Consider the following 16,759-nt stretch of genomic DNA (forward strand, 5'->3'; position numbering starts at 1 on the left):
AAAGACGATGCAAGGTCTTCGTTAATGAATCAAAGAAAATACATATTGTCCATTCTTCTGTTGCTCGCAGGCTTCAGCTTGCTGACTTGGAGCGGTGTGTTTGCAGGCGATCTTCCATTTGCAAGCGCATTGCAAAGCATGGTTGCACCGCCAGACACCACGAAGACGGCAAAGACATTAGACGTTGAACTGGAAAACGAGGACATTCCGGACTCGCTGCTGCACCCACGTTGGAAGGTGCAACGCACCACGCCCGTCACGTATGGCGACTTGCAGCAAGGCTCGTACGACCTTGCCCGCCCCGAAAACCTGAAGCAGAGCGTAGAATACAACGACTCGCTAAACATGTATGTAATAGGCAACAAGATAGGCGACACCTATATTACGACACCTATCATGATGACCCCTGACGAGTACAGGGCATGGAGCGAGAAACGCAGTTTTGCCGATTACTACCGCCAGAAGAACAAGGAGATATTAGAAAAGAAAGGTAAAGAGAAGTTCGACTTCACGGATATGCACTTCGCACTCGGCCCGGCAGAGAAGATATTCGGTCCCGGAGGCGTCCGTGTAAGAACACAGGGAACAGCCGAACTGCGCTTTGGTGCTACGCTGAAGAACATCGACAACCCATCGTTGCCCATCAGAAACCGCAAGATGACAACGATGAACTTCGATGAGAAGATAAATTTGAATGTGAACGGAAAGGTGGGCGACAAGGTGAACATGAACCTTAACTACAACACCGATGCCACATTCGACTTCGATGCGCAAAACTTCAAGCTGCGCTATGAAGGCAAGGAAGACGAAATAATAAAACTTGTGGAAGGCGGCAACGTGTCGTTCCCGTCCAACAATTCGCTGGTGCAGGGCGCATCATCGCTCTTTGGTATCAGAACCGACATGCAGTTTGGCAAGCTGAAGCTGCAAACGGTGCTGTCACAGAAGAAATCGTCCAACAAGAGCGTAAGTTCGAAAGGAGGAAAACAGCTTACTCCGTTCGAGATTGACGCAGCCGACTACGAGGAAAACCGCCACTTCTTCTTGTCGCACACGTTCCGCGAACGCTATAATGATGCCATGAAGACATTGCCCAACCTAACGACGGGCATAACCATAAACCGCGTAGAGATATGGGTAACCAACAAGACAGGCACAACAACCAATACCCGGAACATTGTTGCATTGAGCGATTTGGGCGAGAACTCAAAGATTAGCCGTACCGACTTGTGGGGCAGTGGAACAGGAAACACGCCATCGAACAATGCAAATACCGAGTACAGCACCATAGCGCAGGGCTATCCGCAGGCACGCAACATGGACCAGACCAATACCGTGCTTGACGGTTTAGGTATGGTGGGCGGAGCCGATTACGAGAAATTATCGAACGCCCGCCTGTTAAATAGTTCCGAATATACAGTTAATCAGGCACTGGGCTACGTGTCGCTGCGTACAGGCTTGCAAACAGACCAGGTGCTTGCCATTGCCTACGAATATACATCTGGAGGCGTTACCCACCAGGTGGGAGAATTCTCGAGCGACCGCACCGATGTTTCGGAAGCGCTGCTTGTAAAGTCGTTGAAGAACACAAGCAACAACCCAAAGCAAGCCAACTGGAACTTAATGATGAAGAACGTGTACTACCTTGCCTCTACGGTTGAGCGCGACAAGTTCCGTTTAGACGTGAAGTATCAGAGCGATACGACTGGCGTTTACATTCCTTATATTCCGGAGAAGCAAGTAAAAAGCCAGCCTATCATACGAATTTTAGGTGCCGACCGCTTAGACAACAACAACAATCCACATCCGAATGGATATTACGATTATGTAGAAGGATACACAATTTCCAACGGTCGTGTGTTCTTCCCCGTTACAGAACCTTTCGGCGAATATATGTATAAGTACTTGGTGTCGAAAGGGGTCTCGGCTGCAAAGGCCAGCAAATATGCGTTCACAGAATTATACGATTCTACCAGAACAGTAGCGAAACAAATTGCAGAGAAAGATAAATACTTGCTCGTTGGACAATATCGTGGTACAAGCGCCAACGTTATTTCGTTAGGAGCATACAATGTTCCGCAAGGGTCGGTAGTGGTAACAGCAGGTGGTGTGCGGCTGACGGAAGGTTCGGACTATAGCGTCGATTACAATGCGGGCGAGGTTACGATATTGAATCAGAGCATTATAGACGCAGGTACAACCGTAAACGTTTCGTTGGAAAGCCAAAGCGATTATGGGCAACAGCGCAAAACGATGTTCGGTTTGAATTGGGAATACGACTTCTCGAAGAACTTTATGATTGGCGGTACGTTTATGCACCTGTCCGAGCAAGCACTGACGACAAAGGTGAATATGGGTGCCGAACCGCTCAACAACACCATTTGGGGATTGAACATGAGCTGGAAGAAAGAGAGTCAGTGGCTCACGAATATGCTCGACAAGATACCTTTCCTGCATCTTACGCAGCCTTCGCACATCTCTCTTTCTGCCGAATTTGCTCAATTGATAGCAGGACAGAGCAGCGGAACACAAGACCGGGCATCGTATTTGGACGACTTCGAGAATACAAAGAATACCATTGATGTAAGCCAGCCTACTACTTGGGTCATCTCAAGTGTACCTTCTGATTTCCCCGAATCAACAGATAAAACAACACTTCGCAGTGGCTTCAATCGCAGTAGGTTAGCGTGGTACAACATAGACCCACTGTTTACACGTCGCAGCAGCTCGCTAACGCCGGCACATATTAAGAGCGACCTTGAACAATTGTCTAACCATTACGTGCGGGAAGTCTATACACACGAGCTGTTTCCTAATCGCGACCAAAGCAGTTATAACGGTTCAACATCTACATTGTCTGTTCTTAATCTTGCTTATTACCCTACTGAGCGTGGTCCTTATAACTTTAGTCCAACGCTCGACATTAACGGACACTTGCCAAATCCACGCCAGAAATGGGGCGGCATGATGCGCAAGCTTGATACGAACGACTTTGAAATGGCAAACATAGAGTACATTGAGTTCTGGTTGCTCGACCCATTCATCTATTCAAACAAGCAAACTGATGCTAATTTATATGGTGGTGATTTCTATATAAACCTTGGAGAGGTGTCCGAAGATATATTGCACGACGGCAAGAAGTTCTATGAGAGCGGTATGCCTGTAGATGGCAGTCAGGCTTGGACAATTACTCAGTGGGGCAAAATACCAACGCAGACCACCATAACATACGCTTTTGCCACTACAAAAGGCAGTCGTGCACTGCAAGACGTGGGATTCAACGGACTCAATGATGAGGAAGAACGCAACTTCCCTTCTTATCAGGCATTCCTTACATACGCTCGCAGCCATACTAATCAGGCTGTATTCGACTCTATCTGGGCAGACCCTGCCAACGACAACTATCACTATTTCCGTGGTTCGGACTGGGACAGAATACAAGCGCCTATACTTCAACGCTACAAATATATAAACAACCCGCAAGGAAACTCGCCCGATAGTGACAACCGCAATGAACGTTACGACACATCGTATAAGTCAGGACCAGACGTCGAAGACATTAATCAAGACTACACGCTCAACGAATACGAGAAGTATTATCAGTATAAGATTAGTATAAGACCGCAAGATTTGGTTGTGGGACAGAACTATATTGTTGATAAGAGAGAGACTGCCGCCCCACTACGCAAAGGTGGAAAGGAGACCGTAACGTGGTACCAGTTCCGCATTCCTGTGCGAGAATATCAGAAACGGGTGGGGGGTATTAGCGATTTCACAAGCATTCGCTTTATGAGAATGTTCCTTACGAACTTCGAAAAGCCTGTTGTTATGCGCTTTGCTACGCTTGACCTCGTGCGAGGAGAGTGGCGCCAGTATCAGCAGAACCTTACCAACTCGGCTTCAACGTCGGGGACAATGTCGGTAGGAGCAGTGAGTATCGAGGAAAACAACGATAAAACACCTGTAAACTACGTTCTTCCTCCAGGCATTTCGCGCGAGCAAGACCCATCACAACCACAGCTTGTGCAAAGCAACGAGCAGGCTTTGGCCATGACGGTGCATAATTTGGGATATAAAGAATCGAAAGCCGTCTACAAGAATACTACGCTCGACATTCGGCAATACAAGCGTTTGCAAATGTTTGTGCATGCCAATGCGCTCAAGCCAAATGTTTCTAATCTTGCCGATAATCAGTTGGCAGTATTCGTCCGCTTGGGTTCCGACTACAAGAATAACTATTACGAGTACGAAATTCCGTTGAAATTGACTCCCGAAAAGCAGTACGACAAGTATTCACGACAAGATTGTGAGGCTGTCTGGCCTGAAGACAATATGCTCGATGTGCCTATCTCGGTATTCACCGATGTGAAGAAGCAACGCAATATTGGTCGTGGAAACGGAACGGCAAGTTTCAATAGAGAGTTTTCTATGTACGATGAGAAGCACCCAGCCAACCGTGTCAGTGTGATGGGAAATCCGACATTGGGCGAAATAAAAACAATGATAATTGGTGTGCGTAACCTTTCGAGCAGTGAAAAGAGCGGTGAAATCTGGGTGAACGAAATGCGTTTGCTCGAGTTTAACAACGAAGGCGGCTGGGCTGCGCGTGGTCAGCTTAACATTCAACTGTCCGATTTTGGTACGGTAGACATCAATGCCAGCCACAGTACTGATGGCTTTGGCGGTCTGGAACAAGGTGTAAATGCCCGCAAGAAAGAGACAAATACTGACGTTACGGTTACAACAAGTCTTGAGTTGGGCAAGTTCTTCCCAGACAAGGCTAAAGTTTCTGCACCTTTATATTATAGTGTAACGAAGAGTGAAAGCCGTCCGAAGTATAACCCTCTTGATACGGATATGCTGTTAGACGCTGCCCTTGATGGTACTGCGAACGAACACGAGCGTGATTCTATTGAGTCGATTGCGGTTACAAAGCGCACCACCACCAACTTCTCGTTGTCGAATGTGCGGGTTGGAATACAGAACAAGCGCCACCCGATGCCCTACGACCCTGCCAACTTCTCGTTCTCTTACAGTCATGCGCACACACACACAACTGGCGAAACAACCGTATATGAGAATGAAGACAATTGGCGTGGTGCTATGAACTACAACTGGACGCCTGTCTACAAGTCGCTGTCTCCACTCAGGCGGCTCATAAAAAGTAAATCGAAATGGTTCGATATTCTTAAGAGGTTCGAGCTAAATTGGCTACCGCAGAACGTTGCTTTCAACACGGAAATAACGCGTAACTACTACGAATTGCAGGAACGCGATATGGAAGCGACAACCATGAACAAGCTGCCATTAACCTTTAGCGAGCAATTCTTGTGGAACAGAGACTTCGCTGTACGTTGGGACTTGACACGCAACCTGCACATAAACTTCCAAAGTGCTACCCATGCCGAAATAGAAGAACCATACACACCAATCAATAAAGATCTTTATGCCGACCGATACCAGGCTTGGAAAGATTCTGTATGGACCAGTTTAAAGCACTTCGGTACACCGTTAGACTATCAGCAGAACTTTACGCTTTCCTATCAGCTGCCTTTAAATATGCTCCCAATATTCGATTGGATTAACTCTGATGCTACTTACAACTCTACCTATACATGGGTTCGCGGTACACGGTTAGAGAATGGAAAATCGTTGGGTAATACGATTACGAACAATCGGACACTGAATATAAACGGTTCGTTCAACTTAGAACGCCTCTACAATCATATTCCTTTCTTGAAGAAGACCAACGAAAGGTTCAACAAGTCGCGTCCAAGTCTTAGCCGAAGTGGTACGTTCGATAGTCGTGGACGCGTAGATGAAGGCAATTTTGCCGAACAGTTGAACAAGGAATTAGGAAGAGACACCAAGAAGAAGAAAGACAGCGAGCAAGAAAAAAAGAAGGCTTTGCCTAAAAATGCAAAGAGTTTTGAGCAAGAAGTAACGCTTCCTGCCGATACTGCTATTATTGTTGCACATTCTAAAAAGACAAAGCGCATAGTAGTTTCGCTGAAGGATATAGATGGGCATGCCGTGAAACTAAAGTGGAAGAAGATGGACGACAATAGGTTGAAGCTATACAACAAGACCGACTCCGTCCTGCGTTTAAAACTCACTGTTACACCTAAAGAGCCACTCGACAATAAGGGGTGGTATAAAACAGCGCAATGTGTAGCACGCGCTTTAATGATGGTACGCACCGTCAGCATATCCTACCGTAATCAATATTCTATGTCGCTACCAGGCTTTATGCCTACCATCGGCGATGCTTTCGGACAAACTCGGCAGAACGGGATTATGGCTCCTGGACTCGATTTCGCATTTGGCGTTATTGACGACGACTATATAGGAAAGGCAAGAGACAACAGATGGCTCCTCGTTTCGGACAGCATTGCTACTCCTGCAACAACAAACAAGACGGAAGACTTGCAACTCCGTGCAACGCTCGAACCTATCCGCGACCTGAAAATAGACCTCAATGCAAGTCGTACCGAAACGGTCTCAAAGAGCATTCAGTATATGTATGCTGGCATTCCTACCACGCAAAGCGGAACGTTAACAATGACGACAATATCTATAGGGACAGCTTTCGAAAGTATGGGCAATGCCAACAACGGCTACCACAGTGCCACGTTCGATAAATTTGTTAAGTCGCTCGACACCTATCGCAACCGTGTAGAAGCCCAATACATAGGTGCCAACTATCCGATGTCGATGGGTGGAGGCAGGTTTAATCCCACCGTAGGAACTGTGAATAAATATAGTGCCGATGTCATGATACCTGCTTTCTTAAACGCATATACCAGTATGGGTGGCAACGGACTTGACATCTTCCCTAAACTTAAAAGTATGTTGCCCAACTGGACCATTCGTTACAGTGGTCTTTCACGCTTGCCTTTCTTCCAGAACATCTTTAAAAGCGTAAACATCAACCACTCTTACAAGAGTATTTTTGCCATCGGATCGTACCAAAGTTTCAGCACGTGGCAGGAATATATGAATGGTTTGGGATTTGTGAAAGATGCAACGTCGGGCGCACCCATACCAAGTTCGATGTATAACATTTCGCAGGTGAGCATCAACGAAGCCTTCGCTCCGCTGCTCGGTATCGATGTTACATTACAGAATAACCTCACGGCTCGCTTAGAATATCGCCAGACACGTATTCTGTCGCTCTCTATGACGAGTGTGCAAGTAAACGAAGCAATGTCGAAAGACTGGGTTATTGGGTTTGGTTATCGCATTAACAACGTAAACTTGTTTGGAGGTCGCAACACCAGATTGGTGAAGAGCATTAAGAAGAACAGTGGTCAGCAAAACCAGCAAAGCGGCAATACACAAAGCGTTAGCAACAGAAACAACGGTGGAATAAACCGCGACCTGAATCTTCGTCTCGACCTAAGTTATCGTAGACAGGCTTCCGTTACACGCGATATAGCGACACTTACATCGGCGGCATCGAGCGGAAACACGGCCTTCAAGGCTTCTTTCATTGGCGATTACACACTTAGCCGGCTTATTACGGCGAGCATTTATTACGACATTCAAATCAATACGCCGTTGCTTTCTTCGAGCAGTTTCCCTACGACGACCCACGATTTTGGCGTCAGCCTAAAGCTTAGCCTGACACGATAGTAACCTTTTGTAACTAAGAAATCAAGAAGAATAGTTTACCTAACTCCTCTAAAAGAACCATAGTTCTCCCTATTTACAAAGAATTGCAATTCGTCGAGCCACGTTAATTAACGTTCGTTCGATGGAATTAAAATGATATGGAACCTGACGGTATCCCTCTTCCGGGCAACTCATAAAACCGCAACAGAGTAGCGACCATTGTCGCTACGGGGTTACGGCAATCATCGCTACGGGGTTACGGCAATCGTCGCTACGGGGTTACGGCAATCGTCGCTACGGAGTTACGACAATCGTCGCTACGGAGTTACGACAATCGTCGCTACGGGGTTACGATAAATCTCTATTCATTTTAGGGAATTTCCCCTAAACTGGTAGGGATTTTATTTTCTTGAACCCTATATTTATTGCTACTTTTGTATCATCAAAAGAAAACAGAATATGAAGAAGATAATTGTATTAGGAGTTGCTACAACCTTCTTGCTAAGCAGTTGCGATTCATACATGGGTAACATCTACGCTGGCGGCTCACTGGGTAGCGTGCTTGGAAGTGCCGTAGGTGGTATTGCAGGAGGAGCGCGAGGCTCTGATATAGGTACAATTGTCGGAATGGCTGGAGGTGCCGCCGTAGGAGCAGCCATAGATGCCAACGCGAAGAAAAAGGCTAAAGAGGTTGCCTGCGACCGCTATGAACGCTTGCAACAAAACGAAGCTGACGGACAAGATTCGTACGGTCAGCAAGAGATAGATGCAGAACAATGCAGCAATCAGCCACAAACTAAAGATGAAAGCGGGTTCGATAGTACGAATTCAGGGGACGATAGGCTATACGGTTTCCAAATAGAGGCGGCAGATAGTCTTGCCAGAGAAGATGCGAGACCTATCCGATACTCAAACGAATCAAGCATTGAGCGGCTCACGCAATTTACAAGCGAGACGCCAAAGATTGAGATTAGCAACGTAGTTTTCGCTGATAATGACGGCAATAACATCTTGTCGCGCGGTGAATTTGGTCAGATTGCATTCGAGATACGTAACAATGGGACACAGGCAATTAGCGATTTGTACCCCACAATAACCGAAGCAACCCACTCGAACCACTTCAGAATAAGTCCAACAACACGGATAGACTTACTGAAACCGGGCGAGATTGTAAGATACACGGCAACAATTATTGCCGACAAACGTATAAAAACTGGAGAATATAACTTATCCATCGCAATACTCAAGGACAATAAAAGTATTGCAAAAGTGATGGAGCTGCATCTGAGTACACAGAAATAAACTGACTCGATATCAATATTTGGACTATAAAAAGAGAGAAAAAGAAGTATTGAGGATACAAATAGAAAAGGTTCAGAACAACCATTGATTAACTAATGACTCAACTCTGGCGCATCGAAAACGATGCGTCTTTTTTTATTTACTTCCTCGAAACAATATAAAACCAAGAAAAACAATCGGCTGTGTCATGATTGTTTCGGGTTAAATGGCAGTTTGTTGCTTCAATCAAACCAGCTACTGATACCTTTCTTTATGTTCTTAAAGAAGTCCGTCCAATTCTTTTGATCTGTCTTTTGTGGTATAGGACGTTTACTTTCTACAGGCTTTTGTGCGGTCTTTACAGGAGTATTTGTTGTTTTGGAGGGTGTTGTAACACGTTTGTTCTTTTTCGGCTGCAAAGATGTCTTAACCTTACGCTCAATGGTTTTCGGCTTATCTTCTTTGCCCTCTGCCTCCCATTCAGGAATAAATTCGTAGCAGACACCAGCAAAACCATACTCTACTTCAGGCATCTTCAGTCCAATTTGTTCTGAAGCATAAGGTATCTCTGTTTCCTTTGGCAATATTTCTACTTTCACGTAAGCCACACCACTGGATATCATACCCAACTCGCGGGCAGCCGCATACGACAAGTCTACAATTCGTCCATGAGCGTATGGGCCACGATCAGTAACTCTTACTTCAACCTCTTTGCCGTTTCTGGGGTTTGTAACCTTCAGTCGTGTCCCGAAAGGCAAAGTCCGATGGGCACAAGTAAAACCGTTACGGTTGTAACGTTCTCCGTTACTCATCTTTCGTCCATGTAGGCTATTACTATAATAAGAGGCTTTACCGTCCGACTGTGCAGTGCACTTTGTCGAAACAGTAAAGCCCATTATCATTGTTACTAAAAGGAGATTTCCGATTTTATCCATAAAAACAAGTTTACGTCAGTCCTCTCTTTCTGTAACTGTCTGTTTCCCTTTCCCTACAAAAGGAATGTAGGAAAGGGGAAAGGAGAAGACTTTTATTAAATTACACCTTGCTCCAACATTGCCTGAGCAACCTTCATGAAGCCAGCGATGTTAGCACCCTTAACGTAGTCAACAGTTCCGTCAGGCTTTTCACCGAACTTAACACATTGCTCGTGAATGCTTTCCATAATCCACTGTAGTTTTTCGTTTACTTCAGCAGGAGCCCAATTCAGGTGAGCGGCATTCTGTGTCATCTCAAGTCCAGAGGTAGCTACACCACCAGCATTTACTGCTTTACCAGGAGCAAAGAGTATGCCGTTCTTCTGGAAGTAGTGAATTGCGCCTGGTTGGCAGCCCATGTTAGATACCTCGCAGCAGCACCAGCAGCCATTAGCAACCAATTCCTTAGCATCGTCTTCGCTGAGTTCGTTCTGGAATGCACATGGTAGAGCGATGTCTACAGGAATGCTCCATGCCTTCTTGCCTGCTGTAAACTTAGCCTTACCTGGGAACTTGGTAGCCATATCTTCTACCTTGTTGCGGTTAGAGCTACGCATTTCGAGCATGTAATCAATCATTTCAGGTGTGATACCGTCAGGAATTTCGCAGACACCGTCAGGTCCAGAGATGGCAACAACCTTACCGCCGAGTTCAGTTGCCTTTGTTGCAGCACCCCAAGCTACGTTACCGAAACCTGAAAGTGAAACTTTCTTGCCCTTGATGTCCTTGCCTGCTTTCTTAAGAAGGTGCATTGTAAAGTAGAGAGCACCGAAACCTGTTGCTTCAGGACGGAAGAATGAGCCACCCCAAGTCAAGCCCTTACCAGTGAGAACACCAGTGTGGTACTGGCGTGTGAGCTTCTGATACATACCATTCATATAGCCAATCTCACGACCACCAACACCTACGTCGCCTGCAGGGATATCCTGGTCTGGACCAATATTATGACGAAGCTCGAGCATAAAGGCTTGGCAGAAACGCATAATTTCTGCGTCTGACTTGCCAACTGGGTCGAAGTCTGAACCACCTTTGCCTCCGCCCATTGGCAAAGTAGTAAGTGCGTTCTTGAATGTCTGCTCGAAACCGAGGAATTTCAACATTGAAGGTGTAACAGCCTTGTGGAAACGGAGACCGCCTTTGTACGGACCGATAGCGCTGTTGAACTGTACACGATAGCCAAGGTTGGTCTGAACCTTACCCTTATCGTCAATCCATGTAACACGGAATGTAAAGATACGCTCTGGTTCTACCATTCTTTCTACAATCTGGGCTTTCTCGAACTCAGGGTGTTGGTTGTAAACTTCCTCAATAGATTCGAGGACTTCCTGTACTGCCTGTAAGTACTCTGCTTCTCCTGGGTGCTTTTGCTCCAGGCTCTGCATAATCTTTTTGACTTCCATAGTAATTTTTGATAAAACGTTTATGTTAGTATTTCAAATTATCAAATCTACGGCAAATGTATTGAATTTAAATTAGAGCACCAAATAAAATTGTGCCTTTTTGCATTCATACTAACATATTTTAAATTCATAATACCTTTATTTCTATATACGTAGAGATAGAAACAAACTTTAATACTGCCTTTTTGTTACAACAATATTATATATACGTCCATTTTGCTATATATTTATTAGTTTTCCCATTCTATGGTTAAACAACTACTTTTTCGTTTTACACCATTCATTTTATTGTATAATGTCGTTTCTAAACAGAATATCTCATAGTTAAAATTATTTTGTCTATCTTTGCAATATGAATAAGACTCTGAATGGATTATACAAAAAACGAATTACAGAATTAGTACAAACAATTAGTAGTTTGCGTGCAAAAAGTCGCATATTCGTAATGGCAGAAGTGCTGTCGTTTGCCGTTTCCATTGGCTTCGTGGTGCTTTTCACGGTTCTCGACGATGCTTCGTGGACATTGGGTGTGGCACTATGCGTACTATTCCTCTATTTCTATATTCGGAATTTAGACACAAAGAACGACAGAAAGATTGCCGACGCATCGGCTTTGAAGCTTGTTTACGAAAAGGAAGTAGCCTATCAGACGGGCGACTATACGAAATTTGATGCTGGCGAACGCTACCTTCAGCCTACACACCCGTTCACTTTCGACCTTGACGTCTTCGGGCAAGGCTCGCTTTTCCAACGCATCAACCGCACCATATCTTCGGGCGGAAGCGACTATTTAGCCGAAAGTCTGTCGGGAAAGTGGGAATCTTTGCCTACTGCGGAACTCCTAAAACACATAGAACAACGTGTGGAAGCCATCGGCGAACTCGCTGGGAACGAACCTTTCCTGTCGCAGTTCAAGGCACAGGGAGCGGAAAAGCCGATAGATACCGCTGCCGTGAAAGAAGCTTTCGGAAGCATTCACGCATTGCAGATACCTTCCTACTTCGGCAATCCTACCTTCCGAATACTTCTCTACGCCAACCTTGTGGGCTTTTACCTCAGCATTTTCCTCTCTATCGGCAACTTCGTGCCTGCGTTCCTTCCGCTCTGGTGGGGCATTTTCAACTTTTTCCTTGCCACATTCTGCACCCACAAGTACATAAAATTGGTGAACGAAGCCATATCTAAACTGAAAGACCAAGTGCGCGGCTACGTAAACATGGCGTCGCTGATAGAAAAACAATCGTTTACAGCTGCTCATTTATGCGAGATGAAAGCCAATTTGTCAGGCGCAATGGCATCGTTCGGACAGTTGGAGCGCATTCTTCAGAAGATAGATAATCGGAGCAACGAAATAGGCATCGTACTTTTCAACTGCTTCGGACTATTGGACATAACCATCGTTCGCCACTTCCTGCGTTGGCAACGCACCTACGAACCCATTACCGACCAATGGATTGGCGCATCAAGCGTGTTCGACGCACTTGTGTCGATGGCGACTTTCCGCCTCAACGAGGACGAAGCGCAAGAGGCAACCATCATCGACAGCAGCGGGGTAAGCTACAAGGCACGCAGCATTTACCACCCTTTCTTAGGCGAAAAGGCTGTGCGCAACAACTTCGACATACAGAACCACGAGTACTACATTATAACGGGAGCGAACATGGCAGGCAAGAGTACCTTCCTGCGAACGCTGGGCGTGAACTATATTCTTGCCATGAACGGACTGCCCGTGTTTGCCGAAGAGATGCGCGTTTCGGTGTTCCGCCTCTTCACCAATATGCGTACGACCGACGACCTTACGCACGGCATCAGCTATTTCAACGCCGAACTGCTCCGACTGAAGCAACTCATTGCGAGCTTAGATCCCAATGTTCCGAGCCTAATCATACTCGACGAGATTCTGAAAGGTACAAACTCGTTGGACAAGCTCAACGGTTCGCGCCTGTTCTTGGAGTATATTTCCGAACGAAACGTTACGGGCGTCATTGCCACACACGACTTGGAGCTGTCTAAACTCGAAGATGAGAACCCACAACGCTTCCACAACTATTCGTTCGAAATAGAACTTGGAACCGACGTTACCTATACATATAAGATAGGTAGAGGCGTCGCACGGAACCAAAATGCCACTTTCTTGCTGAAGCAAATTCTCATCTGACGATTTCCAAATTGACATCTTCTATCTGTGTATAATGCCAATATAAATTCTAAAAAACATCAGGAAACGGCTAATTCAAACATGCAAGTAAGATAATTGCCATAGTATGGTGTAACGATAAAAATGCTATTTCTTTTCAAAAGCATCGCATTCATTTTTCAAGACAACCGTTTTCGGTTACCAAAACAGGCTCTTTTGCGTTGCAAAAGAGCCTGTTTTGGAATGCTAAACAATGGGTTCTGCAATGTGTTGAGAACAAGGTAGTTTGCTGACAGGTATTCTTTGAATAAATATTTACGTGTTTCTTGCTTTCTGTTTCTTCATAAAATAGGTAGTTTCCATCAGTTTTTTATTCGTCTAAGGTATATTTTTATTGGACAAAAAAGTAGGCGCGTCTTTGGTTAATTGCTTTTTATGACTTGCTGAAAATAAAAATTCCACGTTGCGATAAAGGCATTGCAACGTGGAGTTAAGATAGTATATTTATAGTGTAATCTCTGCCGAACCGAAGCAGCGGTTGTGGTCTTTGTCGTAGATAACGCAGAACTGACCGGGTGCTACACCGTGTATCTTGTCTTCAGAATGTACGATTGCTTCTGTCGGTTCGCCATCGTCATTGGCAGGAAGCAACTCCAAATAGCCCTTATGGAACTCCGGCGTATGTCTGATTTTAAAGCAGATGGAAATCTGTCTATACGTTTCGGCATCGCTGCTGCCTGCTTCGGGGCGGGGCGTTTCGGTGAGCCAATGCAAGCCGTGCACCTTAAAGTCTTTCTTGTACGCCGTTTCGGGGTCGTAGCCGTGGCTGACAAACAACACGTTGGCAGCTACGTCTTTCTTCACTACAAACCATGGTCCGCCGCCAAAGCCCAAGCCCTTGCGCTGTCCGATGGTGTGGAACCACAGTCCTTTGTGCTGTCCTATCTTCCTTCCTGTCTCCAATTCCACCACATCGCCTGCCTGTTCGCCAAGATAGCGGCGCACATACTCGTTGTAGTCGATGTTGCCCAAGAAGCAAATACCCTGCGAATCCTTACGCTTGGCATTGATAAGGTGTTCGCGTTCGGCTATCTCGCGCACCTCGTTCTTCTCGTAATGTCCTATCGGAAATATGGCTTTTCTAAGTTGCCAGTCGTATATCTGTGCCAGAAAGTCGGTCTGGTCCTTCACTGGGTCGGGACTTGTGCAGAGCCATTTCTTTCCGTCAATCCACTTGGTCTGTGCATAGTGCCCCGTAGCAATGAGGTCGTAGTCGTGCCCGCACTTCTCGTCGAAGGCACCAAACTTAATAATGCGGTTGCACATGACGTCGGGATTGGGCGTAAGACCTGCACGCACCTTGTCCATGGTGTACTTCGTTACCTGACTCCAGTACTCCTTATGACAGTCTATCACATTGAATCGGCAGCCATAACGCCGTGCCACAGCCGTTGCCATCTCCACGTCTTCTTCCGAATTGCAGTCCCATTCTTCTTTCTCTTCGGGACCGATGCGGATATAAAAGCAGTCGGGGGTAAGCCCTGACCGTGCAAATTCGTAGACAACGACAGAACTATCGACACCGCCCGAAAGCAGTACCGCAATGCGCTTATCCTTTATTTCATCATAATTCATACTGCAAAGCTACTGATTTTCATTAACGTTAATAGCATAATTGGAAATCTTTTTGCGGCTTCCTATCTTCATTTTGTCGAACCCAATGCCATAAACGCCGTTTACAGCACTCTGCGAAACAAAGGCTTCGGGGTCTATCTCGTCGATAACACGGAATATATCTCGGGTTTCGGAACGACGCGCAAGTATGAAAAGCATACCCAGTTCCTTGCCCGTATAGAAGCCACGGGCATCGATAAGCGTACAGCCACGCTCCACTTCACTGTTGATGGCATTGCCAATCTCGTCCCATTTTTCGGAAATAACGAAGAACTGAACCGAGCCACGCATACCATTAACAACATAATCGACTACTCCCGACATAATGAAAAGTGTGATGTAGCCATATATAATGTTCTCCCAATTGTGCAGAACCAAGTAGCCCGACGTGATAATGACGAGGTCGCAGCCCAAGATAATCTTACCCAGCGATACATCGTGGTGCTTGTTTATCATTGCTGCAATCACGTCCGAGCCGCCCGTGCTGGCGTTATACTGCAGCGCTATGCCCGTACCAAAGCCTAAAAGCACGCCACCAATAACACTGGCAAGGAAAGGATCGTCGGGGAAAAGCACATTGCCTGCCATTGATTTCTGGAAGATGGCACTGGTTAGAGTAAACATTACCACGGCAAAAATGGTTCGGACACAAAACCGCCAGCCCAAGACTTTGAGTGCTATCAGCAGCAACAATATGTTCAGCACGAAGTAAGTAACCTGCACAGGAATATCTGTGCCCCAGTAAAGCACTGATGAGAAACCCGCAATACCGCCGATAGGAATTTTGTGGGGCAATACAAATGCACACCAGCCAAAGCACCCTATGGATATGGCAATGGCAATAATCAGGAAGTTTTTAATCTCTCTGAAAATCTGTTTTTGTGTAATCTCGCTCATTTTTATGCTTTCATTTATTCTTAATTCATATTGTGTATTAAAATAATGTGTTGGTTCTTTCAGAATAAAAAGGCACTGCCTGGTTGCAGAAACCGTTTTATCAATCTGTTCTGTTGGCGACTTCGCCTTATTCCTCGTATTTTGTTGGGTCTGTCAATCCTGTTTCACGGAAGGCTTCCTTGCGCTCTATGCAAGTGCCGCACTTGCCACAATGACAATCGCCTCCCTTATAACAGCTCCACGTTTCGGCATAGTTGATGCCGAGTTTCGTCCCGATGCGCACGATGTCGGCTTTTGTAATGTTGGTAAAAGCTGCTTCTATGCGGGTGTTGTTGAATGTTCCCGCCTGCGTGGCAGCAGTCATTGCTTTAATAAATTCAGGGCGACAGTCTGGATAAATGGTGTGATCGCCACCATGGTTGGCAATGTATATGCGGTTGAGATTGTGGCTTTCGGCAATGCCTGCTGCGATGGCGAGCATGATGCCGTTGCGGAACGGCACAACCGTAGACTTCATATTCTCCTCTTCGTAATGCCCTTCGGGAATTTTGTCCGACCCCTCCAGGAGCGAACTCTTGAAGTATTGCTGCATAAACTGCAGGGGAATAATAATGTGGCGTATGCCCAAGCGTTGGCAATGCAACGCTGCAAAAGGCAATTCGCGGCTCGCATGGTTCTGTCCATAGTCGAAAGAGACAGCCAAGGCAATGGTTTCAGCCTTGTCGTACAGGAGCGTAATGGAGTCGAGCCCACCGCTAACGATGATGATAGAATCTTTCATT

Annotated in this window: 9 protein-coding genes; 4 read left to right on the forward strand and 5 right to left on the reverse strand. The window is 45.9% G+C overall.

Going from position 1 to position 16,759, the window contains the following annotated elements; genetic code table 11:
- The first annotated feature begins 129 nt into the window (after positions 1-129).
- The 3 genes from sov to RDV52_RS06210 all read left to right on the forward strand — a co-directional run bounded on the left by sov (position 130) and on the right by RDV52_RS06210 (position 8,916).
- Positions 130-7,635, forward strand: a complete 7,506-nt coding sequence (gene sov, locus RDV52_RS06200; protein WP_458692625.1) for a T9SS outer membrane translocon Sov/SprA — start codon at positions 130-132, stop codon at positions 7,633-7,635.
- Positions 7,636-7,833: 198 nt separating this feature from the next.
- Positions 7,834-7,971 carry a hypothetical protein gene (locus tag RDV52_RS06205; RefSeq protein ID WP_155812038.1) on the forward strand — a complete coding sequence of 46 codons (138 nt, stop codon included), beginning with the start codon at positions 7,834-7,836 and terminating at the stop codon, positions 7,969-7,971.
- Positions 7,972-8,073: 102 nt separating this feature from the next.
- Positions 8,074-8,916 (forward strand): hypothetical protein, encoded by an 843-nt coding sequence (locus tag RDV52_RS06210; protein WP_004366499.1) that lies wholly within the window; start codon positions 8,074-8,076, stop codon positions 8,914-8,916.
- Positions 8,917-9,137: 221 nt separating this feature from the next.
- Here the strand turns inward: RDV52_RS06210 and RDV52_RS06215 are convergent, their stop codons facing one another.
- Together RDV52_RS06215 and gdhA are read right to left on the reverse strand one after the other, a co-directional pair.
- Positions 9,138-9,830 carry a septal ring lytic transglycosylase RlpA family protein gene (locus RDV52_RS06215; protein ID WP_004366498.1) on the reverse strand — a complete coding sequence of 231 codons (693 nt, stop codon included), beginning with the start codon at positions 9,828-9,830 and terminating at the stop codon, positions 9,138-9,140.
- A gap of 95 nt (positions 9,831-9,925) precedes the next feature.
- Positions 9,926-11,269, reverse strand: a complete 1,344-nt coding sequence (gdhA, locus tag RDV52_RS06220; RefSeq protein ID WP_004362885.1) for an NADP-specific glutamate dehydrogenase — start codon at positions 11,267-11,269, stop codon at positions 9,926-9,928.
- 352 nt (positions 11,270-11,621) lie between these two features.
- On the opposite strand from gdhA, the gene RDV52_RS06225 reads away from it, so the two are divergent.
- A complete protein-coding gene (locus RDV52_RS06225; RefSeq protein WP_040556842.1) occupies positions 11,622-13,427 on the forward strand; it encodes a MutS-related protein in 1,806 nt (601 codons plus the stop codon).
- A 483-nt stretch (positions 13,428-13,910) separates the two neighbouring features.
- On the opposite strand, the gene mnmA is transcribed toward RDV52_RS06225, so the two are convergent.
- The 3 genes from mnmA to queC all read right to left on the reverse strand — a co-directional run bounded on the left by mnmA (position 13,911) and on the right by queC (position 16,758).
- Entirely contained in the window at positions 13,911-15,041 is a 1,131-nt protein-coding gene (gene mnmA, locus RDV52_RS06230) for a tRNA 2-thiouridine(34) synthase MnmA (RefSeq protein ID WP_004366495.1), read from the reverse strand.
- Between the two features lie 9 nt (positions 15,042-15,050).
- Positions 15,051-15,977: a YitT family protein gene (locus tag RDV52_RS06235; RefSeq protein ID WP_004362888.1), complete on the reverse strand. Its 927-nt coding sequence runs from the start codon at positions 15,975-15,977 to the stop codon at positions 15,051-15,053.
- A 127-nt stretch (positions 15,978-16,104) separates the two neighbouring features.
- On the reverse strand, positions 16,105-16,758 hold the full coding sequence (gene queC, locus RDV52_RS06240; protein ID WP_004362889.1) for a 7-cyano-7-deazaguanine synthase QueC: 654 nt from the start codon (positions 16,756-16,758) through the stop codon (positions 16,105-16,107).
- Position 16,759: the final 1 nt, after the last annotated feature.

This window comes from Prevotella nigrescens, assembly GCF_031191185.1.
GTDB classification, from domain to species: Bacteria; Bacteroidota; Bacteroidia; order Bacteroidales; family Bacteroidaceae; genus Prevotella; species Prevotella nigrescens.